The 22,596-nt window shown below is 65.3% G+C and carries 17 protein-coding genes and 1 pseudogene; 7 read left to right on the plus strand and 11 right to left on the minus strand.

Annotation, left to right across the window (positions count from 1 at the left end):
* Nucleotides 1-23 precede the first annotated feature (23 nt).
* Together ACFQ4H_RS09820 and ltrA (ACFQ4H_RS09825) are read left to right on the plus strand one after the other, a co-directional pair.
* Entirely contained in the window at nucleotides 24-2,906 is a 2,883-nt protein-coding gene (locus ACFQ4H_RS09820; protein WP_377569421.1) for a pPIWI_RE module domain-containing protein, read from the plus strand.
* A 910-nt stretch (nucleotides 2,907-3,816) separates the two neighbouring features.
* Nucleotides 3,817-5,079 (plus strand): group II intron reverse transcriptase/maturase, encoded by a 1,263-nt coding sequence (gene ltrA, locus ACFQ4H_RS09825; RefSeq protein WP_377569423.1) that lies wholly within the window; start codon nucleotides 3,817-3,819, stop codon nucleotides 5,077-5,079.
* Nucleotides 5,080-5,112: 33 nt separating this feature from the next.
* Here the strand turns inward: ltrA (ACFQ4H_RS09825) and ACFQ4H_RS09830 are convergent.
* The 6 genes and pseudogenes from ACFQ4H_RS09830 to ACFQ4H_RS09855 all read right to left on the minus strand — a co-directional run.
* Nucleotides 5,113-5,824: pseudogene (locus ACFQ4H_RS09830) on the minus strand (transposase); the annotation flags it as partial.
* Between the two features lie 140 nt (nucleotides 5,825-5,964).
* Nucleotides 5,965-7,137, minus strand: coding sequence for an IS701 family transposase (locus ACFQ4H_RS09835; RefSeq protein WP_377569487.1), 1,173 nt, complete (start codon nucleotides 7,135-7,137; stop codon nucleotides 5,965-5,967).
* Between the two features lie 286 nt (nucleotides 7,138-7,423).
* Nucleotides 7,424-8,203: a hypothetical protein gene (locus tag ACFQ4H_RS09840; RefSeq protein WP_377569424.1), complete on the minus strand. Its 780-nt coding sequence runs from the start codon at nucleotides 8,201-8,203 to the stop codon at nucleotides 7,424-7,426.
* Between the two features lie 319 nt (nucleotides 8,204-8,522).
* Nucleotides 8,523-8,783, minus strand: coding sequence for a cadmium resistance transporter (locus tag ACFQ4H_RS09845; protein ID WP_377569425.1), 261 nt, complete (start codon nucleotides 8,781-8,783; stop codon nucleotides 8,523-8,525).
* Nucleotides 8,784-9,500: 717 nt separating this feature from the next.
* Nucleotides 9,501-9,779 (minus strand): hypothetical protein, encoded by a 279-nt coding sequence (locus ACFQ4H_RS09850; RefSeq protein ID WP_377569427.1) that lies wholly within the window; start codon nucleotides 9,777-9,779, stop codon nucleotides 9,501-9,503.
* 160 nt (nucleotides 9,780-9,939) lie between these two features.
* Nucleotides 9,940-10,515, minus strand: coding sequence for a hypothetical protein (locus ACFQ4H_RS09855; RefSeq protein WP_377569428.1), 576 nt, complete (start codon nucleotides 10,513-10,515; stop codon nucleotides 9,940-9,942).
* 328 nt (nucleotides 10,516-10,843) lie between these two features.
* Between ACFQ4H_RS09855 and ACFQ4H_RS09860 the strand changes: the two genes are divergently transcribed.
* Nucleotides 10,844-11,368, plus strand: coding sequence for a barstar family protein (locus ACFQ4H_RS09860; protein WP_377569430.1), 525 nt, complete (start codon nucleotides 10,844-10,846; stop codon nucleotides 11,366-11,368).
* A 113-nt stretch (nucleotides 11,369-11,481) separates the two neighbouring features.
* Here the strand turns inward: ACFQ4H_RS09860 and ACFQ4H_RS09865 are convergent, their stop codons facing one another.
* Nucleotides 11,482-12,138, minus strand: a complete 657-nt coding sequence (locus ACFQ4H_RS09865) for a hypothetical protein (protein ID WP_377569431.1) — start codon at nucleotides 12,136-12,138, stop codon at nucleotides 11,482-11,484.
* A gap of 426 nt (nucleotides 12,139-12,564) precedes the next feature.
* Between ACFQ4H_RS09865 and ACFQ4H_RS09870 the strand changes: the two genes are divergently transcribed.
* Both ACFQ4H_RS09870 and ltrA (ACFQ4H_RS09875) read left to right on the plus strand, forming a co-directional pair.
* A complete protein-coding gene (locus tag ACFQ4H_RS09870) occupies nucleotides 12,565-12,933 on the plus strand; it encodes a hypothetical protein (protein WP_377569433.1) in 369 nt (122 codons plus the stop codon).
* Nucleotides 12,934-13,811: 878 nt separating this feature from the next.
* Entirely contained in the window at nucleotides 13,812-15,074 is a 1,263-nt protein-coding gene (gene ltrA / locus ACFQ4H_RS09875; protein ID WP_377569423.1) for a group II intron reverse transcriptase/maturase, read from the plus strand.
* A gap of 33 nt (nucleotides 15,075-15,107) precedes the next feature.
* Here the strand turns inward: ltrA (ACFQ4H_RS09875) and ACFQ4H_RS09880 are convergent, their stop codons facing one another.
* The 3 genes from ACFQ4H_RS09880 to ACFQ4H_RS09890 all read right to left on the minus strand — a co-directional run bounded on the left by ACFQ4H_RS09880 (nucleotide 15,108) and on the right by ACFQ4H_RS09890 (nucleotide 17,580).
* A complete protein-coding gene (locus ACFQ4H_RS09880; protein WP_377569434.1) occupies nucleotides 15,108-16,694 on the minus strand; it encodes an ISL3 family transposase in 1,587 nt (528 codons plus the stop codon).
* Nucleotides 16,695-16,743: 49 nt separating this feature from the next.
* Nucleotides 16,744-16,953, minus strand: a complete 210-nt coding sequence (locus ACFQ4H_RS09885; RefSeq protein ID WP_377569435.1) for a DUF7669 domain-containing protein — start codon at nucleotides 16,951-16,953, stop codon at nucleotides 16,744-16,746.
* A 402-nt stretch (nucleotides 16,954-17,355) separates the two neighbouring features.
* Nucleotides 17,356-17,580: a recombinase gene (locus tag ACFQ4H_RS09890; protein ID WP_377569437.1), complete on the minus strand. Its 225-nt coding sequence runs from the start codon at nucleotides 17,578-17,580 to the stop codon at nucleotides 17,356-17,358.
* 242 nt (nucleotides 17,581-17,822) lie between these two features.
* Here ACFQ4H_RS09890 and ACFQ4H_RS09895 point away from each other — a divergent pair, with 242 nt between their 5' ends.
* On the plus strand, nucleotides 17,823-19,016 hold the full coding sequence (locus tag ACFQ4H_RS09895) for a tyrosine-type recombinase/integrase (protein WP_377569439.1): 1,194 nt from the start codon (nucleotides 17,823-17,825) through the stop codon (nucleotides 19,014-19,016).
* A complete protein-coding gene (locus ACFQ4H_RS09900; RefSeq protein WP_377569441.1) occupies nucleotides 19,013-21,415 on the plus strand; it encodes a tyrosine-type recombinase/integrase in 2,403 nt (800 codons plus the stop codon). Before ACFQ4H_RS09895 ends, ACFQ4H_RS09900 begins: the two co-directional genes overlap by 4 nt.
* Here the strand turns inward: ACFQ4H_RS09900 and ACFQ4H_RS09905 are convergent.
* Nucleotides 21,392-22,252, minus strand: coding sequence for an abortive infection family protein (locus ACFQ4H_RS09905; RefSeq protein WP_377569443.1), 861 nt, complete (start codon nucleotides 22,250-22,252; stop codon nucleotides 21,392-21,394). The two genes, ACFQ4H_RS09900 and ACFQ4H_RS09905, sit on opposite strands and share 24 nt — an antisense overlap.
* Nucleotides 22,253-22,596: the final 344 nt, after the last annotated feature.

A 22,596-nucleotide genomic window follows, 5' to 3' on the forward strand; every position in this document is an offset into this window, starting at 1 on the left:
GGACCGGTCCAGAAAGGCCCTCGATGCGCTACGACCACACCCAGACCGCAGCCTTCGTAGCAAGCCGCAAACTCGAAATTCGGCTGCACACACTTACCTTCCCCGCCTCCTGGCGCCGCCCCATCCTCGACCTGCGCACCGCCGGTTGGCGCGAGGAATCACGCGCACGCGCCCAGCAGGTGCCGATCGGGCGCCTCAACGCACTGATGCGCACCGTCGCCCCCGATCTGGTCTCCACCGCTACCTGGGCAACCCTCGATCAAGGCAACCCCTGGCTGTTCGCAGCAAAGCCGTTCCCGCCGGCGATCATGCGGACCTTTATCAATGCCTGGCTTTATGACCTTCCCACCACCGACGACGGCAAAGCGCTCGTGATGCCGACAATCAGGAAGCTCGACTCGGGCTCCCTGCAATGGACGCAGAAGACCGTCGACCTTCTCGCCCACGAACTCTCCGATGGCAACACCGCCGTCCCGCAGCCTCACCTGTTCAGCCTGCTGCCGGACTACGCCGCAGCTAAAATCGCCGGCGAGTCCTACCAGCACGGCAGCAAATTCGTACGATTCCGGCAGGTCGCGGCCAACCCCGCCAACGGCTACGCCGAACTCGTCTCCTGGCCGCCGCTGGAACACCACACCGGCAAAGGCAGCAACACCCGGACCTGGTACTACAGCGCCACGATCAAAATCGCGCTGCGTACAAAGGCGTTCGACCCCACCCTGCGGCTGCACGTCGACACCGGCATCCGGCGTTGGACCAGCGGCGAGCTACACACCAAGGGCCGCTGGGGAGCCTCCACCCTCCTGCAGTCGACCAGCCCGTTCGTCACCGATGCACCGGCATCGCAGAAGTTCGCGGTCGCCCACCTGATCTGGGACCGAGACACCCGGGAGATGGGCTGGCGCAACGGCGGCACCGAACAGATCCTCAACCGGATCGGCGCCTTGGAAAATCTCCCGGCAGCCGAGCAACTCGCCGGCAAGTCGGACGCCTGGATCTTCGGCCGGGATGGCGTCACTGCGGCCGTCACCTACCACACCACCATGCGCGGCCCCGACCATCAGGTCGGCACCGGTATTATGCCAGCCGAACGCAGCCGCCTCATCCACTGGATCGGCCAGTGTCTGCAGCCCGACTTCGACCTCGACCAGCCCCTGGCCCGCGTGCTCATCGGCGGCAAGGCGAGCCGAAGCCTCAGCAAGCTCGAAAGCATCCCCAAGGACAAGAAGGACCAGACCGACGCCGAGCGTATCCAGCTCGTCGAAAGGCAGGAAGCCGCCCACGCCGCAAACGCTGAAATCTCGAAGGCGAACGCGCTCATCCGACGCCAGCAACTGGCCGCCGCAGTGGACGGCCGGCTCTCCGTCGCCTTGCTCTACCAGGGAGACGGCAAGGGAATGCGCGACCGCCTGCTCGCTACCGTCGAACGACTACTCGATCTGCCCCATCAGCAACCCGCCAGCAACGACACCTGGACATGGAAGGTTGGAGACCTCACCCTCACGATCTACGCCCGTCCCCTCGGCAGGCTCGGCGCAGCGCTCGGCGAGGGCTCCGTTCCCCGGCGTGGCCGGAAGCACGACGAAGCCGTCGCCGCACACCGAAAGCTGGTCGCTTCCGCCATGACAGATCTGGCCGAAGAAGTCGGTGACACCCTGCAACTCGCCCTCATCGAGCTCGACGGCGCGAAAGCCTTCACCGCACGAACCACCGACCCGAAGTTTGCGATCCGCATGGGCTGCGCCGACGCCGGCATGGTCAACCAGTTCATCCGCCCCGACGAGTTTCCCGGCAAGGACCTCGACAAGGAAGAGGCCAGCAACCAGCACCGGGCCGAAGCCGCCTGGGACGACTGCCTACGTCAGCTCGGCATCCGTTTCGTCCCGCAACATCGCCTCAAGAGCGCCATCCCCGACGACCTCGAGCAGCTCGCATTCTGGGTCGTCAAAAGACGCAACGACGACACCAACACTCACCAGATCTTCATCCCGATAGCCATCCTGATCCGGCCCGGCCAAAAGCACATCATGGGCAAAGCCGAAGGCATGGCCGACTGGGTGCCCTACCCGACCCTGCTCAAGACCCTGGCCGGCACGAACTACCACGCCAGCCCCGCCAAGGAAGACGAACAGAAGGAGCGGCTCGCTGCCTTCATCCGAAGCACCCTAACCCGGTTCCGGAACACGCAGACCCTTATCGTGACTGAAGCCCACAACATCCGGTATCGGCTCACCGCGGTACAGAACGCCCATATGCTGCCCGAACACCTCCAGCTCGGCGAATTGCGACCCCAGAAAATCAGCCTCTTCGGCAAGAAGATGAGGCTGGTACGGATCTGCGGCAACGATCGCCTCGAAACCCCCGAGTCATGGGCCTTCGAGGGCGACAACGTCGGCATCTCCGACGGGCTGTGGCGACACGACGACGGAACCGGAAACACCAAGCAGACGCGCGTCTACTACAGCACGGTCGACAAGCCGGCTACCCACAGCTCCACCGTCATCGACTTAGCCAAACTTACACCTCATTACAAGGAGAACCCGGCAAAGGGCGATGCTCCAGATCCCTCAGAGGACCGTTCTCCCGACGACGGAAAGCTAGAAGGCGCGAGGAACTATCTCGACCCTTCTAAAAACGCCTGGAACGCCGAACTACTCGAGTTCGCCGTCGCCGCTCACCCCGAGGGTGAAGACCCTGCAAACTGGGCCGGGTTTCTGCACCAGCAACGCCACTGCTTTGACGACTACCGGGCAGCCCTCAGCAGACCCCTGATCATGCACGTCGCACGACTCACCAACCAATACGCGCTACCCGCCGACGACACCCTCGAAGACGACAGCGACAACATCGATAATCAACCCGAACCCGAAGGCGATATTCAACTAGCGTTCGACTTTGAGTTCTGAAGCCCTCAGAAACAAAAGGACACACGGCTGGGCACTCACTCCGCACGAGGTGCCCAGCCTGGCCAAGGCACCGCGCGCCCCGGAACTATCGCTAGTACACCATCGAGTGACGCGCTGTTTTGACTACCCCACGTACGAATCAGTAACGCTTCCCGGTTCGAGATCACTCGGTATTGCAGGCCGACCATCGGGCATCTACCTACACTGCCCTGGGCTCTGTGGGGCTGTCTCGGGGCTGTCTCACATTCGGTGGTGACGGAGGGTGGTGGTTAGCCGAGCAGGATGCGGTGTCGTAGGAGGGGAAAGCCGGCGCGTCCGTACATCTGCCGCTTGGTGTGTCCTGAACGTGGAGGAGGTCGGTAGGTCGAGTTTCCGAAGCGATGCTGCACGGAAGATGAAGGATGTTGGCCCTTCGGAGTCGCCCGGCGGTGGGAGGCTCCAAACCGCCTCATGCTGCGTTGGCTGAAGACCGTCGTGGTGAGCGATGAGGAAAAGGCGCCGTGAGGTGTCAGGTAGGGACCAGGAAGACGAACGCGAGTGAATCGTTGCTGACGTGTCGAAACAGATACAGACGACATCGAAACCGGGGTGTCAAACGGATCCCGGGACAAGCCTGGCGGGTGTTCCGCTTTCTGGCCAGGTGGTGTCCGGCATGTAGACGACGTGAGCCTGGTCTGCGGCTTCCGTGTGGAACAGGAGAAGGCGTGCCCGGATACGCCCTGCTCGTGCGAGCAGGGGAGAGGGAGTGTCCCAAGCGGCGACACCGTGAGGGATTGAGTACCGTCGCCGGGCACGCTGGCGGACCGGTTCGTAGTAGCAATGAAGGTCCTGTAACGGGGCTGGAGCGAAGGGGCCGGGTTGTCCGTGGCTGGTCTGTCCGATCAACCGGATGTTGTCCGGGAGGAGTCGCGTGGGCGAGCTGAAAGCAGCAGACAAGCCGTTTCAGATTTCGAAGCGGGCAGTCTGGGAGGCGTGGGAGAAAGTCAAGGCGAACAAGGGTGCGCCCGGAGTGGACGGGCAGACGATCGCGCAGTTCGAAACGGATCTGAAGAATAACCTGTACAAGATCTGGAATCGGATGTCCTCGGGGTCGTACTTCCCGCCGCCGGTGCGTGCGGTGGAGATCGAGAAGGCTCATGGTGGCGGTACGAGGATCCTTGGTGTGCCGGCCGTGGCCGATCGGATCGCGCAGACGGTCGTGGCCATGGAACTGGAACGGAAGGTCGAACCGGTCTTCCATCCGGATTCCTATGGCTACCGGCCGGGGCGCTCCGCGCTCGACGCAGTAGCTGCCTGCCGCTCACGGTGCTGGAAGACGGACTGGGTGATCGATCTGGACATCCGGAAGTTCTTCGACAGCGTGCCGTGGGACCTGGTGGTCAAAGCGGTCGAGGCGAACACCGACCTGCCGTGGGTGGTTCTGTATGTCCGGCGGTGGCTGCAAGCGCCGCTGATGCTGCCCGACGGTTCGTTGCAGGCCAGGGACCGGGGAACCCCGCAGGGCTCTGCGGTCTCGCCCGTGCTCGCGAATCTGTTCCTGCACTACGCGTTCGACCAGTGGATGGCGCGGGAGTTCCCCGATGTCGCCTTCGAACGGTATGTGGATGACGCGGTAGTGCACTGCGTCAGCCAGGCTCAGGCACACCAGGTGCTGGCGGCACTGCAGGAGCGGATGGGTGAGGTCGGCCTGGAGCTGCATCCGGATAAGACCAGGATCGTGTACTGCAAGGACAGCAACCGGCGTGGCAGCTACGAGCACACCGGGTTCACGTTCCTGGGGTACACGTTCCGGGGCCGGGAAGTACGCCCCAGGACCGGCAAACGGTTCACCGGGTTCAACCCGGCGATCAGCAGCGACGCCTTGAAGAAGATCAGCCGTCAGGTGCGGTCATGGCGGCTGCATCGGCACACTCAGATCTCTGAAGCGGACCTTGCAGCCTGGGTCAATCCCCGGGTGCGAGGCTGGATGCAGTACTACGGTGCCTTCTACCGCTCAGCGTTGTATCCCCTCCTGACGCGTATCAACGCCTATCTGATGCGCTGGCTCCGCAAGAAGCACAAACGGTTGCGAGGACGCAAGCGAGCGCAGGAAGCCTGGACCCGAGCCGTCACCACGAGGCCCCGGTTCTTCGCCCACTGGGCCTGGGTCAACACCGTTCCCGCAGTCTGGTGACCAGGGCAACAAGAGCCGTATAACGAGAGATCGTTACGTACGGTTCTGTGAGAGCCGGGGGCTGAGACGCCCCCGGCTACTCGACATCAGTTTGGTTTTGGTGTTGACTCCTTCCGTGCCGCCGTTGTGGTAGGTGTGGGTCACGGCGGCGTTGACGGCGTCGCGGTCCAGGCCGAGGCCGCAGGTGAACGTGTGCAGGTGGGGCAGGTCAGCGGCCTTTACGTCATCGATCCAGGCGGTCAGGAGTTCAGCGTTGCCGTCGGCGGGGGTGAGCAGGGGGCGAAGGAACGCACGAAGCCGGCCAGGGCGGTCATTTCCGGGCAGGCGGCGGTGAGGGCGTCGAGGAGTTCCCGCTGGTGGTCTTTGAGCTGGTCAGGCCTGGTCAGGAGGTAGCGGGCGAGGCGGCTGGCTGGTCGGCTTCGACACGGCCCTGGGTGATGTAGCGGTAGAGCAGGTTCATGCTGCCGGTGTAGCCCAGTTGTTTGATCTCGGCGAGCAGACGGGACACGGGGACCGCTGGGTCCTGCTCACGGCGTCGGCGGAGGTGGTCGCGGTAGGAATCGACGAGGGTGGGGCGGTACTGCGGTGCGCGGACCAGACGCTCGGGTTCACGGATACGCGCGTAGCGTTTGACGGTGTTCAGCCCGAGGTTGAGGCGGCGTGTGCACTCCAGCAGTCCGACACCCTTGTCGAGCAGGTCATGGACCTGCTGCCAACGCTCTTTTGTGGTGGCGGCTCTCTTACCGGCTTAATACTGCAACGGCACTTATGGGTGTTGTCGTCGCCGGTAATGGGATTGTTGGGCTTGCCATTGCCGGCGGCTTAGCCGTGACCAGGCGATGATGTGGTCGTTGCTTGGGTGGCGGGCCTGAAGCAGTTTGATGATCAGCTTGCGGGCTTCGGGAACGGTGATGGGGATGAGCTGCTCACCACCGGAGGATTTGCCCCCTTTTGCTCAAGCGCGCGGATGGCCACCAGCCAGGCCAGGGCCAGCATCGACAAGGTGATGTGGGCGTACCAGCCTCGCCAGTTGCGCACCTGGTAGTCATCCAGCCCGGTCTCCTGCTTGGCCTGTTTGAAACACTCCTCGACCGGCCACCGGCGACCGGCGACCCAGACCAGGGTGGCCAGAGTGGTCCGCCTGGGCGCGTAGCAGATGTAGTAGGCGATCTCGGTCGGGTCGCTGAGGCTGCGTCGGGCGAGGAGCCAGTGTCCACGTCCGGGTGCCCACCACGGTCGGATCGGGACCCTCGCCCAGTCGTAGACGCGGGGGCCGTGTGCGCCGTCACCGCAGGACAGGCGTCGCCAGGCCCTGGCCAGCAGGCGGGCGATGATGGCGTCGACCCGGCCGTGGCCGATCCCTCGGGCTGACACGTCGTCGTTGCAGCGGGTGGCCACCACATGGAACACATCCCGCTCTTCCAGCCACACCCGTAGGTACTTGGCCTGCCCGAACGCCTCGTCGGCGGTGAACCAGGCGAACGGCACTCCCGCGTCGATCGCGCGTTGCAGCATGTCGATCGCGACACGTGGTTTGGTTTGCAACTCGACCTCGTCGGGCACACCGGCGGCACGGCACCGGTCCCGGTCGGTGGTCCACGACTCCGGCAGGTACAGGTGCCGGTCGATCAGAGCGTGCCCGGTCGGAGCCACATAGGCCAGGAACGTACCGACCTGGCAGTTGTCCTTCTTGCCGCTGGTACCGGTGTACTGCCGCTGCACCCCGGCGGACCTGTCGCCCTTCTTGATGAACCCGGTGTCGTCGGCGACCAGCACCGCACCGGTATGCCCCAACCGCTCGACCACGTAGTCGCGGATGTCGTCACGCACACCGTCGACGTCCCAGTCCGCACGGCGCAACAGGCGTTGCATCCCATCCGGGCTGATCTCCCCGGCATGTTCGGCCAGGGTCCAACCATTCTTGCGTTCCAGGCCGACGACAAGCCCATCAACGTACCGGCGAGCCCGTTGACGCGGCTCTGACCTGCCGAAACGTGGACCCACCTGATTCAACAGCTCATCAAGCTCAACCTGCCACGACACGACATCAACGTAGATCACACCCATCCAACGCCCGAACAACCAGAACGTCACCCTCGAAGTGCCGTTGCAGTACTAGACCGGGGATGCACACGGCACCCCGGATGAGGTGAGCGTTGCAACTTCAGCCCTGATGCCAGGGCTCTTTCTGAGACCCGAAGACGTAGGACCCACGAAGCGCCAACTTCTGGAGGAACCGGTGGCGGGCCTCAATGCCCTTATCCATAAGGTGTGGAGCCCGGAGTTTCGCCCCTTGGCCGACGAAGCATTGCGGTGCTACATCGCTGGCGTGGCGAAGACGATGTCAGCGGCCCAGCGACGGTAGCCGAAGGCTGTCGTAAAGATCGAGAACGTGTTCTGCCATGGTCAGCGTTAGGGACAGCATGCTGGCCAGCATGGCAGGCGGTGGCGCAATCTTCAACCGCACGATCCCGGCGGTGGAGCCAGGTAGTTCCTCAAAGTCCATCAAGGTGTATGCCCATTCGTCGCCGTGCGCGCACGCGCTGCAACTCTTCCATAGGTTTTCGGCCATGTCCGCGGTCTTGTCGTCGAAGCCGAGCGACCGCACGATCTGGTTCCACGGGTCCTTCTTCTTCACTTTGACCATCGACAAGTTGTTTCGGCCGGCAACCGCCCGCACCTGGTCCAAGCGCCCGCCAATACCGTCACTGCGTGTGAGTTCGGGGAAGTGCGGCTCCAGCAAGGCGTCGGCCTTCTGGAAATCCATCGCGTCCCTATACTGCGTCTGCAACGCCCTCAATACACGCTCGGTCGCGTCCTTGCCGGATATGAGCCACATGGCGGAGCCGAGGTTCTCCACCGCCGCACGCAGCAGGGTGAACGCCGCGTACGTCGGCAGCATGTCTGCCTTGACGATCAGCGCCCGGATCGCCGTCAGATGGTCGATGGCGAAGTCGAGATGCCGGGCAGCATAATGGCTGACCGTGAAGGGTGCGGCCGCAGCATCGGCGACTGCCAGAATCGACCCTGCGTGCACCGCGAGGGAACCGGCATCGGGATGCCGGAGCCGTTCTAGCTCGTCGATACGGTCGAACAGGCGACTCGGGAATCCGGCTTCGTTCACCCGCGCACCCTAAGCGGCAGCGGCCGCGTCCAGCCACCGGGTTAACCGGGCGATTCGCTCGGCGCGCAGGGCGCCGCTCGGCCTGGTGGCGTTCGAGGACGGCTGCCCGAGCCCGGGCGCGCGAGGTCTCGGACGGGTGGCAGGGCCTGACGCTCCTCGACGGCGCACGCGGCTGGCCGATCGACATGCTCGTGCTTACCCGTCTGCGCCCGCAAACCGCCGCTCGCCCCGACCGACCCGCAACAGCGGACCGAGGTGGCGGCGGCCATCTTAATTCTGAAAGCGGGAAATCGAGTCCATTCCGGCGTCGCCGTGCCGGTTAGAGGCTGAAGGCGCCGCCCTCGATGAGGATGAGCAGGCCGATCCCGATCAGGACGACGGGGAGCAGGATGTGTCTCCAACGGCTGAGTGCCTTCGCGATCAGGGGGCGGGTGGCGAAGAAGCGGCCGGCCGCGATCCAGACGGCGAGGAGGATGAGGAAGACGATGACGTAGATGCTCATGCCGTCAACGCCTGCGGCGGCGAAGACGAGGACGTAGACGCCCACCGCAAGCTGGTGCTGCCGGGCATCGCGTAACAACGCGTGACCGCCGGGACCGCTGGCGCAACACGTGGAACTGCGCGCTCATGCCTAGGAGAGTGCGTTGCCCCTGCGGCGGAGGTCGCCTTCCACGTGGGCAGGCCGCCCCGCGCAGCCAGCCATACCCGCCCGAGCACGGTGCGCCCCGATCTACCTGTCAGGTCGGGCAGCCCGGAACAATCCGGTAGCGCCATGGCCGGCGTTTGCGCGATGCTCTGCTCGATGGGAGCCCTGGACGCGCACGCCGCACGAGTTGCTGAAGGACGCGTGGTCGAGTTCCGCCCGAGCGGTTCCTCCATGGTCCCGCTGATCCGGAGCCGTCAACTGGTAACCGTTGCTCCGGTCGACCCGACCAAGGTCGAAGTCGGAGACATCGTCCTGGTACGGGTCGCGGGAACGACCTACCTACACCTAGTTTCCTCCGTCAGCACCGATACCGGCCGGGTGCAGATCAGCAACAACCAGGGCCGCGTCAACGGCTGGACGAGCTACGCCCGGGTCTACGGGATCTGTACCTCAGTCGATGGGGTGCCGCGACCTCGATCCGCAGACAAGGTGCGACGACCACAAGCGACTCCAGGAGCCGCTGAGCGCACCATGGCTGAATCTCAAGCAACCATCCGGTTTGCCGCACGATGTGACGTAGCGTCAGATTGACGGCCCGGCCGGTGTCCACTGCTGGGTCCTTGCCGGATGTCGCGCACTCCGGCAGCCCGATCAGCTGAGCTGCTCCTCTGACTCGTTGTATCCATAAGCTGAGAGCACAGCCCGGAGCTGTTCATCCCAGACGGCCTCGTTAGCGTCGCTCCATCGATGCTGCTGAGGACACTGCCAGTGCGGTGTCGAATCGGGAAGAAAGCAACCGCCGAGCGCCAGACTTCCATTCATGGCGGCGTCGACCGCTTCCGGAACAGGCAGACCGAACAGCAGGGGCACACCTGCTCCACCGCATTCAGGGCAGTCCGGGATCACCCGCGCACTGTACTCGGCGCGCATCCTCTTCTGCCGCAAAGCGCTCGTCACCCAACGTGACACCAACGCCGGTCGCCGCCGTCCGGACGTGCCAATGAGCGGATCCGCCTCGACACCAGCTTGTGCCGGTCCGCGGGGTGGTCGGCCTTGGTCGGGATCGTCGCTTCGTCCGCGGACGTCCTCGTCACCCGTGTCGGGCCGTGCAGGCCCGGCACACCTCGGTCTTTCCCAACCGCGCCAGCGCCCACAGGTCATGCGACGGCAACACCTGTTCCGCACCGCCTGGCAGGCACTCCGGCACTGCCCCTCCGGCCCTGACCGCGTGCGCCACCATCCGATGTCCGTCCGGCACGATGATCGCGACGTTGCTGTAGTCATCCGCTGCCGGCCCGCCGTCCACCGTGGTGGAGCGAATGGGATTGATGACCTCGTACCAGATCTCGAGGTCAGGCTGGTCAATCGCCCGCGCGGCCATTCCAGGGTCGACCTTGGAGGCGTTCAGCAATAGCAGAGGGTCACGGGCGCGCTCGACATCAACCTCGGGCCGGTATAGCTCAACCACCAACCAGGCGAACCCGCGTGCCGCCTCCCACGCGGCGTCGGCCTCCGCTCCGTGTGGGCAACGCAGCACCGGCACCTGCCCTGACTCCGGCGCTACGCGATCGACCAGTACGTACCGCGGATCAAGCTCCCGCAACGCCTCCGCGACGGCGTCAACCCCGTACCCGTAGAGCACCACACCCCGTTGCTCCTCACTCACCCCACCATTCTCAACCCCAGCCTGCCCGAAGCGGCGGCACATGCGATACCAACCCGTACTCGGCGGCATGATCGAATGACGGATCCGGTTGCCATGACAGCCAAATCCACCATTCGAACTCCCGCACGCCCGCTCCGCCATAAACACCCACCGAAACGACGGGCTAGATCAGATGCGCGGTCATGCCGCGAGTCGCGCGTCATGCGCCATGCGTGGTCCTCACGCCTCGTGCGTCCGCGCGCCTGAGAGGATCACGGCGATAAGCGCTCTCACCCTTACCGAGCACCAGTCGCCATGGGTTGTCGTCACACGCGCGGACGACCCGTGGGTGAGCGCTGAAGTGGTCAAGCTGCAGAAGCAGGGTGGAAGCGTGGTACGGCTGGATGGCCGGCAGCTACGAGAGCCGGCATCGCTGTTCGCCACCTTCGCTCGTGAGCTGTCGTTCCCCGGCTACTTCGGCCACAACTGGGACGCACTCGTGGATTGCTTACGCGACTGGCACGGCCACGGTGCCGACACGAGGAACCTAGCAGTGCTGATTGATAGGGCCGACGAGCTGGCTGGGGCGGATTTCCTGGGTCTCTTCATCTCAGTGCTTTGCCAAGCGGCGTGGCACGCAAACCTTCAACTCGACGCTGACGGCTGCCCTCACGAGCCTTGGTCGCCGTTCGTTCTACACTTCGTCTTTCTCCTCGCGGAAACGACACCCGTTGCCTTCGCTGAGCCGGCAGCAACTGGTATGGATGTCGGCGTAGCTCTTACCGACGGGCGCTTAACCGCGACTCTCACCGGCACCGACTGGCCGGGCGCTGACTTGGTCCCGCCATTCCGCGCGACATCGCCCCAGCCGTGATCACCTGCACGCAACTGCCGCCGACGGGGCGCACGCTAGCTCCACGAGGCGTGGTTTTCCCGAACACTCGGTCGCGCAGACAAGGGTGCGCGATGACAGGTAGGCGACCTGTGTCAACGAGCGGTTCGCCAACCAGACGTGCGACGGCTGCTAACCGCGGGTGCTGGTGGGAACAGTTGACGCAGCGTCGGGCCGATGGCCCTGGCCAGTGTGTCATCGTCGCCAAAGTGCATGGCCAGGTTGACCACTCCCATTGCCACGTGTCCGGTGCGGGTGTCGGCGGTCGCGGTCGCGACATCGGGCAGCGCGAGTTCGGCCAGTAGCTGCCGTACCAGGACACCTTCGCCCCAGAGGGCCTCGGCGGGGATGGGGAGCCGGCCAAGCCAAGAGAGCAGGATCGCCGCTCTGTCGATGGGTGAGGGTGTGACGGCGGTGAGCCGTCGACGGACGTCGTCGACTTGCTCATCGGACAGCTCGCCGGATTGCTGACCGGTGACGGCGACCAACACAGGATGCAGCACATCGGGAACGCCACGCTCGGTCAAGTACCGCTTGCCCGCTTCCCCGGCGGGCCGGAACTGCGGGCGTCCCTCGTGCAGGTTCAGCAGGTCGGCCAACGGTGCCAGGAATGAGGTCAGCTGATTCGGTACACCGTGCCCGGCCAGGAACAGGTGGAGCGCCGCAGGATCCGCCACGACGAGGTCGTTACGGAACCGCGACCGCTCCCAACTGACCGAGCCGTGGCCGTGAAGACCAGCGCTGGCGAGCACCTCGCCAGCTGTACTGCGGAGTACAATCGTCGGCCCACCGGGACAACGACAAATGTCACCGGTGAAGCGACCTGTTGTGGTCAACACACGTGCCGCGTCGACCGACGCAGCGCCCGGCAGCTCAGCGAGAACCGCACGGCTGGGAAGAGGACCGCCGTCCTCACCACCTTCGACGATCTGCACGGCGCGTGTCCGGGACCAGACATCGTCAAGCCACTCGATCATCCGTACCCTCCCCGCCGGACCAACGATTACTGTAGGCGTGCTCACGCCGCTCGCCGACACCTGGGAGCCAGCGCACTCTTCTGCCGCTGACAAGGCGCACGGCAACTGCTACGACATCACTGTAGGTAGCCGTCGGTTGCGCCACGAAGTACAAGGACGTCCGGACGTGCCGAGGTGTGTGCGCCGTCGTATGGTCGCCGCGTGGACAGCACACCGCTCCGCGTCGACCGGGTCGACGTGCGGCAGACCGACGACGAACTCACGCTGATCCTTGGCGCCGCAGGCGTCCACGTCATGCTAATCCGGCTGCGCTACGACAGCTGGGCGGACGAGGTGATCAACAGCGCCGGATCGGTCGCGAACGGACCAGGCGCTTGGGCCCTCATCAACCACGACCTGTCCCTCGAACTGGGCGCACAGACCGCCGCAGCCCTCGGCTTCCCGCGCGACTGCCGCCTGCACCTCGACGTGGACGACACCGCGATCCGGCGGGTCCGTGCCGCACTCCTGGAGATCCTGCAATCCGCATGCTTCGTGGTTGACACCCCAGAGGGCCGCATCGCCGGCTAAAGTCCTCAGCCAGGACGAGGACCTGATTCTGTTCTCGCCTGCGCAAATCCGCGAACATGATCAGGCGCCCAGATCTACCGAAAGTAAGGCGTGCGACAGGGCACCTACCGAAGCCGGTATCGACCCCCTGGAAGTCGTTCCAGGTCGTCGTAGGTACGAGCGTGATGCATCGGCGCGTTTGTCGGCTCCGCCTGAAAACTGGATCTGGCCCAAATTTCGTGATGGGGGTGGACCCTGTCAGGCCAGCAGGACGCGTTTGCGGAGTAGGTCGAGGTTGGCTCTGCCGTACATCTGTCGTTTGGTGTGTCCTGAACGTGGAGGAGGTCGGTAGGTCGAGTTTCCGAAGCGATGCTGCACGGAAGATGAAGGATGTTGGCCCTTCGGAGTCGCCCGGCGGTGGGAGGCTCCAAACCGCCTCATGCTGCGTTGGCTGAAGACCGTCGTGGTGAGCGATGAGGAAAAGGCGCCGTGAGGTGTCAGGTAGGGACCAGGAAGACGAACGCGAGTGAATCGTTGCTGACGTGTCGAAACAGATACAGACGACATCGAAACCGGGGTGTCAAACGGATCCCGGGACAAGCCTGGCGGGTGTTCCGCTTTCTGGCCAGGTGGTGTCCGGCATGTAGACGACGTGAGCCTGGTCTGCGGCTTCCGTGTGGAACAGGAGAAGGCGTGCCCGGATACGCCCTGCTCGTGCGAGCAGGGGAGAGGGAGTGTCCCAAGCGGCGACACCGTGAGGGATTGAGTACCGTCGCCGGGCACGCTGGCGGACCGGTTCGTAGTAGCAATGAAGGTCCTGTAACGGGGCTGGAGCGAAGGGGCCGGGTTGTCCGTGGCTGGTCTGTCCGATCAACCGGATGTTGTCCGGGAGGAGTCGCGTGGGCGAGCTGAAAGCAGCAGACAAGCCGTTTCAGATTTCGAAGCGGGCAGTCTGGGAGGCGTGGGAGAAAGTCAAGGCGAACAAGGGTGCGCCCGGAGTGGACGGGCAGACGATCGCGCAGTTCGAAACGGATCTGAAGAATAACCTGTACAAGATCTGGAATCGGATGTCCTCGGGGTCGTACTTCCCGCCGCCGGTGCGTGCGGTGGAGATCGAGAAGGCTCATGGTGGCGGTACGAGGATCCTTGGTGTGCCGGCCGTGGCCGATCGGATCGCGCAGACGGTCGTGGCCATGGAACTGGAACGGAAGGTCGAACCGGTCTTCCATCCGGATTCCTATGGCTACCGGCCGGGGCGCTCCGCGCTCGACGCAGTAGCTGCCTGCCGCTCACGGTGCTGGAAGACGGACTGGGTGATCGATCTGGACATCCGGAAGTTCTTCGACAGCGTGCCGTGGGACCTGGTGGTCAAAGCGGTCGAGGCGAACACCGACCTGCCGTGGGTGGTTCTGTATGTCCGGCGGTGGCTGCAAGCGCCGCTGATGCTGCCCGACGGTTCGTTGCAGGCCAGGGACCGGGGAACCCCGCAGGGCTCTGCGGTCTCGCCCGTGCTCGCGAATCTGTTCCTGCACTACGCGTTCGACCAGTGGATGGCGCGGGAGTTCCCCGATGTCGCCTTCGAACGGTATGTGGATGACGCGGTAGTGCACTGCGTCAGCCAGGCTCAGGCACACCAGGTGCTGGCGGCACTGCAGGAGCGGATGGGTGAGGTCGGCCTGGAGCTGCATCCGGATAAGACCAGGATCGTGTACTGCAAGGACAGCAACCGGCGTGGCAGCTACGAGCACACCGGGTTCACGTTCCTGGGGTACACGTTCCGGGGCCGGGAAGTACGCCCCAGGACCGGCAAACGGTTCACCGGGTTCAACCCGGCGATCAGCAGCGACGCCTTGAAGAAGATCAGCCGTCAGGTGCGGTCATGGCGGCTGCATCGGCACACTCAGATCTCTGAAGCGGACCTTGCAGCCTGGGTCAATCCCCGGGTGCGAGGCTGGATGCAGTACTACGGTGCCTTCTACCGCTCAGCGTTGTATCCCCTCCTGACGCGTATCAACGCCTATCTGATGCGCTGGCTCCGCAAGAAGCACAAACGGTTGCGAGGACGCAAGCGAGCGCAGGAAGCCTGGACCCGAGCCGTCACCACGAGGCCCCGGTTCTTCGCCCACTGGGCCTGGGTCAACACCGTTCCCGCAGTCTGGTGACCAGGGCAACAAGAGCCGTATAACGAGAGATCGTTACGTACGGTTCTGTGAGAGCCGGGGGCTGAGACGCCCCCGGCTACTCGACATCATCTTGATGCGGTTGACGTGTCCTTCGACGGGTCCGGAGCTGTGGGGCAGGGTCAGTCCGTTGACGACGGCGTGGTGGTCTCGGCGGAGTCCGGTGGTGAAAGAGTGCAGGTCTGGTTGGTCGTCGGCTTCCACGGCGGTAATCCAGGCGTCGAGTCGGTGGCCGTGTCTGCCGGTGAGGATCTCCGCGAACGCGGTGACGTGGCCGGCCAGGGCGTCCAGGTGCGGGCAGGCCGCGCGTGCCTGGGCCAGGTGTTCCCGTTCGTCGGCGGCGAGGTTGTCAGGGTGGCGCAGCAGCCAGGTGGTGATGGCGCGGACCTTGGGTGGCCGCCATGGGGTGGGGGCTGTGGCGGTTGCCGCTCGAAGGGGTTGGAGGTAGGTGCGTAGGGTGGCGATGGTGCCGCGGTAGCCGCGGGTGCGGATCTCGGCGAACAGCAGCGCGGCGTTGGTCGTTCCGTCGTTCCAGCGTTGCTGCAAATAGGCGGCGTGCTCGTCGAGGATGCTGGGACGTCCGGCGTGGGCCTTGGCCAGTAGCTCTTCGACACTGTTGGCGCGGGCGAACCGGCGCACGGTGTTACGGCCCATACCGAGCTGGCGGCTGATCGCCTTGATCGTGAGGCCTTGCCCGCGTAGGGCCTGGACCTGCGCGTGGTGGCGTCGTAGACGCGGGACGAGCAGTCCTTGCTCGGCCCGGTCGACCTGGGCTTGGGTCGTGACCTGGCTTAGGTCCGGTCCTGATGGTGACGGTGGTGGACGTAGCGTCTCGGTGAGGCAGCGGTGGTGCCGGGCCACTGTCTTCTCGACGTGTTCGGCCAGGTTGTGCCACAGATGCCAGCGGTCGGCGACCTGGATGGCCTGGGGTGCTCCGGTGCGGGCGCCGTCGGCGTAGGCGTTGGCCCGGTCCCGGCAGACGACCTGGATCTGCGGGTGGTTGGCCAGCCAGCCGGCGAGGGTGGCCGCTTCCCGGTCGGGTAGCAGGTCGATCGGGCGGCGGGTGGTGAGGTCGATCAGCACGGTGGCGTAGTGGCGGCCCCGCCGGAGGGCGAAGTCGTCCACGCCGAGCACGGTGGGGGCCGGTGTCTCCGGCTCGGGCAGGGCGCGTAGCCCCCGCAGGATGCTGCTGCGGCTGACGGTCCAGCCCAACCGGCTGGCCAACCGGGCACCGGCCCGGCCGGCCAGCGCCAGCCCGATCCTTTCCAGCGACCGCTGCGAGGGCGGGCTGTGCCTGGCATATCTGCGGGTCAGGCCGGGGATCTGCTCAACGAACGTGCGCGCGGGGCATATCGGGGTGTCGCAGAAGAACCGTCGCACCCGCAGCCGGATCTCCACTGGCTCGCCGGCCAGCGCGGCGTCGGTCAACCGGCGCTCGTAGCGGCTGTGGATCCGGCTGCCGTTGCGGCCACACCTTCCACAGACCGCCCGACGGGCCCGTGATCGGGCCCATAACCGCAGACCACCAGCGCGACGCTCGATCCGGTCAACGCCCACGCCAGCCAGGTGCGGCAACAGCACCGCGAGGTCAGCCAATCGCACGGCCGCCGACCCTACACAGTGGACCCACCATCGCGGGGGTCAGGCCTGATCACGAAATTTGGGCCAGATCCACGATTGAGGCGGCGTTGACAGCGTTGGCGCACATCCGGCTGACGATGTAGGTCCGTATCGTCGATTCCGCGTAGGTGCTTCCCCGTCGGCGAAGCTCGTCGATCACTTCCTGGGGCCGGAACGTACCGTCCGGGCTCCGCGCAACGAGGTCTCGAAGCGCAGCCAGGATCTCGTCTCTCGCAGTCATGGCTGCATGATGAAGCGTGCGGCGTGCGGTGGGCGTTCGCCGAACGTCCTCTCCTGCCGCAGACAACGCGCGGTTACCGCCAATCGCGGCATGACAGGCGTGGGCTGAGGCTACGTTCGGTAACCGGCCGGTAGTAGTGACCAGCCTGTGGTGGGGCCGGTTATGACCGTCTTGGTGGAGCCGACGAACTCCGCCACAACCAGGCGGGCATGCTGCCGGGAGTGATGAGGTAGATCGCTAGACTGATGGAGGTCAGCGCGTCCACGCCTCACCATCGTCGTGTCACCGCGCCTCCTATCAGCAGCACCACGTCGCCGTCCGGGCGAAGCAACAGCAACCCATGACCTTGTGGTGCCTAACCGGAGGCGATCAAACCTCCGGCCAGCTCGTCGGTGATTTCGGCTATCGCGTGGGCACCCGAATGCCGGGCATGCCAAGCCCGGCGGCGCCGGTGATCTTGCTCAGCCGCATGGCTTGTTGCCATTTGTCAGCGAGGAACCGCAAGGTCAGGTCGAGGCCTTCGATTTCGCCGAGCCAGCCTTCGGCCTCGGCACGTGCACGTCGGGCGTGGAGGTCTTCTTCGAGCTCGGCGAGCCGGTCCAGCATCTTCGGGTTGACGTTGAGCATCGGGCAGCGGATGTCCCGTTGACCGAAACAGTTTGGTCGGCTCTTGGGCATTCCGGAGATCTACGGATAGTGATGGTGGACCTGTCCGAGTCACGGGTTGGGCCTTGTGGATGACTGCGTGTGGCCGCGTTGATCTGCTGTCATCTCGGTCGTCAATGTGACGGCCAGCGGAGGTATGGATGGCAGAGCACGGTACGGCGCTCAGGGATGTCACTGCGTTGAAGGTCGGCAGGGTCGGCCGAGTGGAGGAGACCGGCGATTCGTTGCTGCCGTTCCGTGTTCTCGATGAACACGGCGTCGAGGTGGAAGCGGTCGGGGAGTTCCTGCACCACATGCTCGCCGACGACGCCAGCGCAGCATCGCTGCGGTCGTATGCGTACGAGTTGCTGGCATGGTTTCGCTTTCTGCGTGCGGTCGAGGTTCCCTGGCATGTCGCCGGTCGGGCCGAGGCCCGGGATTTCGCCCTGTGGCTGAAGATCTGCAAGAAGCCGCCGCGCCAGCGTCGGGCTGACGCGCCTGCGGCCGGCTCGGTGAACCCGGTGACGGGCAAGGCGACGTCCGGGGAGAACTACGCAGCCCGGACTCGGCGGCATGCCCGTGCGGTGATCCGGTCCTTCTACGAGTACCACCGGGAGATGCACGGTCGGCCGCTGGTCAACCCGTTCCCCAAGGGTAGGGGCGATGAGGATGAACATCTCAACGCTCACCACAATCCGATGCAACCGTTTCGACGGCTGTCTCGGCGAGCGGTGTATCAGCCCAAGGAGCCCAAGCCGGCGCCGCGGAGCATCCCCGATCGCGCGTTCAACGACCTGTTCGCGGCCTTGTCGTGCAACCGGGATCGGGCGTTGATCGCGTTCTACATCTCGACCGGCGCCCGTGCCTCGGAGCTGCTCGGTGTCCGTCAGGGGCGGGTGGTTCCGGAAGAGCAGCTGATCGGCGTGGTCCGCAAGGGCAGCCGGGCGCTGCAGCAGCTGCCGGCGTCAACGGACGCGTTCGTGTGGTTGCGGCTCTACCAGCAGGAGATCCGAGACCTGGTCCCGAAGGGGCCAGACGAGGCGTTGTGGTGGACGCTGCGCCGCCCGTTCCGACCGCTGACCTACGACGCGGCTCGGATGGTGTTCAACAAGGCCAATGCGGTGCTCGGCGCGAACTGGACGCTGCATGACCTGCGGCATTCCGCTGCCAAGAGGATGGTCCGCGACCCGGACCTGACCTTGGCCGATGTGCAATGGGTCCTCGGACATGCCCATATCACCACCACGGAGGTTTACACCGCGCCCACCCCGGACGAGGTCATCGCCCACGTCCTGGCCCACCACGAGCGGCTGCGAGCCGGACGGGCCAAGCCGCCCGCGCCGCCCGCGCCTGGTTACCGTCCCGAGGTGCTGGCGGCCCTGTTCGGCGCCGGCACCGCAGGCGAAGGAGCGCGGTGACAGCCGCGGCGCCGGACATCGCGCCCGGCACCATCGGGCTCACCGAGGCCGACACGACAGCACGGCCAGGCGATTGGGTGCCGCGGCCCGACGAGGAGAGCTGGTGGCAGACCCGCCAGGACCGGCAGGCACTGGTCGAGCGGCTGCTGCAGGCGTTCACCGATCCGGGCGCGGGCCGCACCCGGGACAAGACGCGACGGCGGGGTCTGGGAAAGCTGCTGGATTGGATCCAGCGCCAGCCCGGCGAGACCTGGCAAGACAGGTGGCTGGCCAGCGGAGCCGACGCCGCAGGCTTCGACTGGACCGATCTGCCGCTGCGCGACCGGGTCCCGGTCCGGCGTCATCACCGAGACGAGCTGTCCAGCGGACTGGCGCTGCTGGTGGCCGGGCAGGTCATCCGGCCGGGATACCGGTGGCTACTGCGGCAACGCAACGCCTTGATGCTCGCCGAGACCCGCGCGGCCATCGACCCTGAGGGCTTCGGCAACCTCGACGTCCATATGCAGCACGCGGCCGGATGGGCGCGGTCCGACGCGATGAACAAGCTCACCTGGATCGTGATCCGCAAGGGCGGCTTCGTCGCCGACATCGTGGTCGGCGATTGCGTCGAGTTGACCACAGCGTTGCAGGAGCACCACTTCCGCGGCAGCGCCGGCCGGCCGCTGTTCTACGCGGCGCTGAAGAAGGCCGGCGTGCTCCCGGCTGCGGCCCCCGAGCGGTTGCGGGTGCTGCGCCTGGATGGGCGCCGCAGCATCGAGCAGATCGTCGACGGTTACGGCATCGCGTGCCGGCCGGTCCGCGACCTGCTGGTCGAGTACCTCAGCGAGCGGGCTCCGGACCTCGATCACACCTCGCTGCGCTCGGTCGCCGGCACCCTTTGCCGTCTGTTCTGGCGCGACTTGGAGGTCCATCATCCCGGCATTGGCTCGCTGCGGCTGGAACCCGCGGTCGCGCAAGCGTGGAAGGAGCGGCTGGCCCACATCCGCGACGCCGACGGCAAGCCGCTGCGTCCTCGCGTGAACTATCGCAGTGAATTGGTGTTTGTGCGGGCCTTCTACGAGGACATCGCGCGGTGGGCCGCTGATGATCCGGCGCGGTGGGCGCCGTGGGTTGCGCTGTGCCCGATCAAGGCGTCCGAGGTGACCCGCAAGAAGGCCCAGGCGCGGGTCAAAGCCCGAATGGACCAGCGGACCAGAACCCAACTTCCGCTGCTGCCTGTGTTGCTGCGGGCCGTCGAGCAACAGCGCAAGGACGCCGAGGAGCGTGTCAACGCAGCCAGACAAGCACCTGCTGAGGGCCGGTTCATGGCAGTCGGCCAGGGGTTCCAGCGTTGTCGGGTAGGCCAATCCGGCCGGGTCTTCGCCACCGACCTGGCCACCGGCAAACGGCGGGACCTCACCCACGAGGAGCAGGCCGCGTTCTGGTCGTGGGCGACGGTGGAAGTGTTGCGACACACCGGAATCCGAATCGAGGAAATGCTGGAGCTCACCCATCACAGCTTCGTCGCCTACACGCTGCCCACGACCGGCGAGGTCGTGCCGATGCTGCAGGTTGCCCCGTCGAAGACGGATGCGGAGCGGCTTCTGTTGGTCTCGCCCGAACTCGCGGAGGTGTTGACGGCGATCATCTTCCGGGTCCGTGCCGGCGATGCGGCTCTGCCGTTGGTGTCCGCCTACGACGTGTTCGAGCAGACCTGGTCTCCGCCGATGCCGTTTCTGTTCCAACGACGCTTCGGCACCGAAGATCGGCCGCTGACCCGCAGCTACATCCGGGAATGCCTCGTCGCCATGTCACAGGCCGCCCAGATCACCGCCGGCGGCCAGCCCCTTGAGTGGCGGCCCCACGACTTTCGGAGGATCTTCGTCACCGACGCCATCCGCTCCGGGCTGCCACCGCACATCGCCGCCAAGGTCTGCGGCCATTCCGCAGTGGACACAACTATGGGATACGCCGCGATCTACCCCGAGGACGTGATCGCGCACCACCGGGCCTTCATCGCCAGACGTCGCGCCGAGCGACCCAGCGAGGAATACCGCGACGTGACCACCACCGAGTGGGACGAGTTCCTCGCCCACTTCGAACTACGGAAGGTCGCCCTCGGAACCTGCGGTCGAGACCACGGAACCCCTTGCCAGCACGAAAATGCCTGCGTCAGATGCCCACTCCTTCGGGTCGACCCAGCCCAACGGCCGCGACTTGAAGAGATCCACGCCAACCTCGCCGACCGGCTCCAGGAGGCCAAGGATCAAGGCTGGCTCGGCGAAGTCGCTGCTATCGAGACCACCATGGCCGCAGCGCAGCAGAAGCTAACCGCCATGCGCGAACTGGAGGACCGCAGGTCCGTCACCCATCTCGGTATGCCGGACGTTCGCCTTTCAACCGGGCGAACCGGCCTCTGAGCTGTCTGGCGAGGCCATCGGGGCGTCCGCGCTTTCGAGCATGAAACCGCACCAGGCGAGGGCTGACCACACCGCGAGGCGACCATGACGCGGTTCCACGGCGACAACCGAGGCGGCTCCATGTCCGTCGCCTGCCTGATTGCGCAGCTCGGCAAGATCTTGCACCGCCGCGCTAAGCCTGCCGAGCATCCGCCGTGATGGTTCATTGGCGGCGTCTCGGGGGTGCGCACCGAGGACGTCCATCGCCTGGATCGCCAATGCGTGAACGCTTGCCCTGTTGTCGACGGGCATACCGTGCCGACTGAGGATTGCCTTGGCCGTCGCCTCAACTAGATTCTTCGCCCGTCCGACGGCCACGCTTGGGTCAGCCGGCAGGGCCGACTGCAGCCTTCTCACTTCGGCTCGGATGACGGCCGTCTCGACAACTGCGGTCGTGGCCAACGCCGTCAACTCATCGATGACCTCTATCGGGTCACCACAGATGGTCCGATAGAGGCCATCGCCCGCCAATGCCCGTTGGAGGCGCAGAAGCTTCGCTTCGGCGCGTTCACCGGCAGATACGAGGCACAACTCGGCCAGCCGTCGCGCGAAGTGAAGAACCCGTACCACGACCAGAGGGTCATCACGGTCACAGGCATCCAACGTCGCATAGGTGACATGCCAGGCCTCAATCCACGGGTGCTCCCATTGGGCTGGCGGGTCGCCCTTGTCCTCAGGTCCATGTACATCCCAAGGGTCCAGGGGTACATACGTCAAACCGAAGTCTGCGCATGCCTGTTGCACGTCTCGGGCGCTGCTTGCAAGAGCCGCGATCTCACTGATCGATGCGCCGGTCATCAGCGGCGTTGACCTTAACGTCACATCGCTGGTCTACCAGAAGTAATCGGACACTCCAACTCGAATACAGTTGGGGGTAAGGCCGCCCGAGTCCTGCCTCCGACCGAATGTGGTCTACAGGATGGCGCTACACCTGAAACCGAGCTGAAGGTCCGGGGGCCGACACGCCCGGGAAACACTTCCCGGAGTTCGCGTCGGTCACTCTCCGTGAGAGCAGATGAGGGCGAGGCTGGAGCCAGCTCTGCAAGATCATTTCGGTTAAGCAGGCGTGTTCGTGCTGACACGGCGTGCCATAGGGGCGGGCGCAGGAGCCCAGCTCGACGCGGCGTTTGTCGAAGTGCTCC

Source organism: Micromonospora sonneratiae (assembly GCF_042679305.1).
In the GTDB taxonomy this organism is placed as follows: Bacteria; Actinomycetota; Actinomycetes; order Mycobacteriales; family Micromonosporaceae; genus Micromonospora_H; species Micromonospora_H sonneratiae.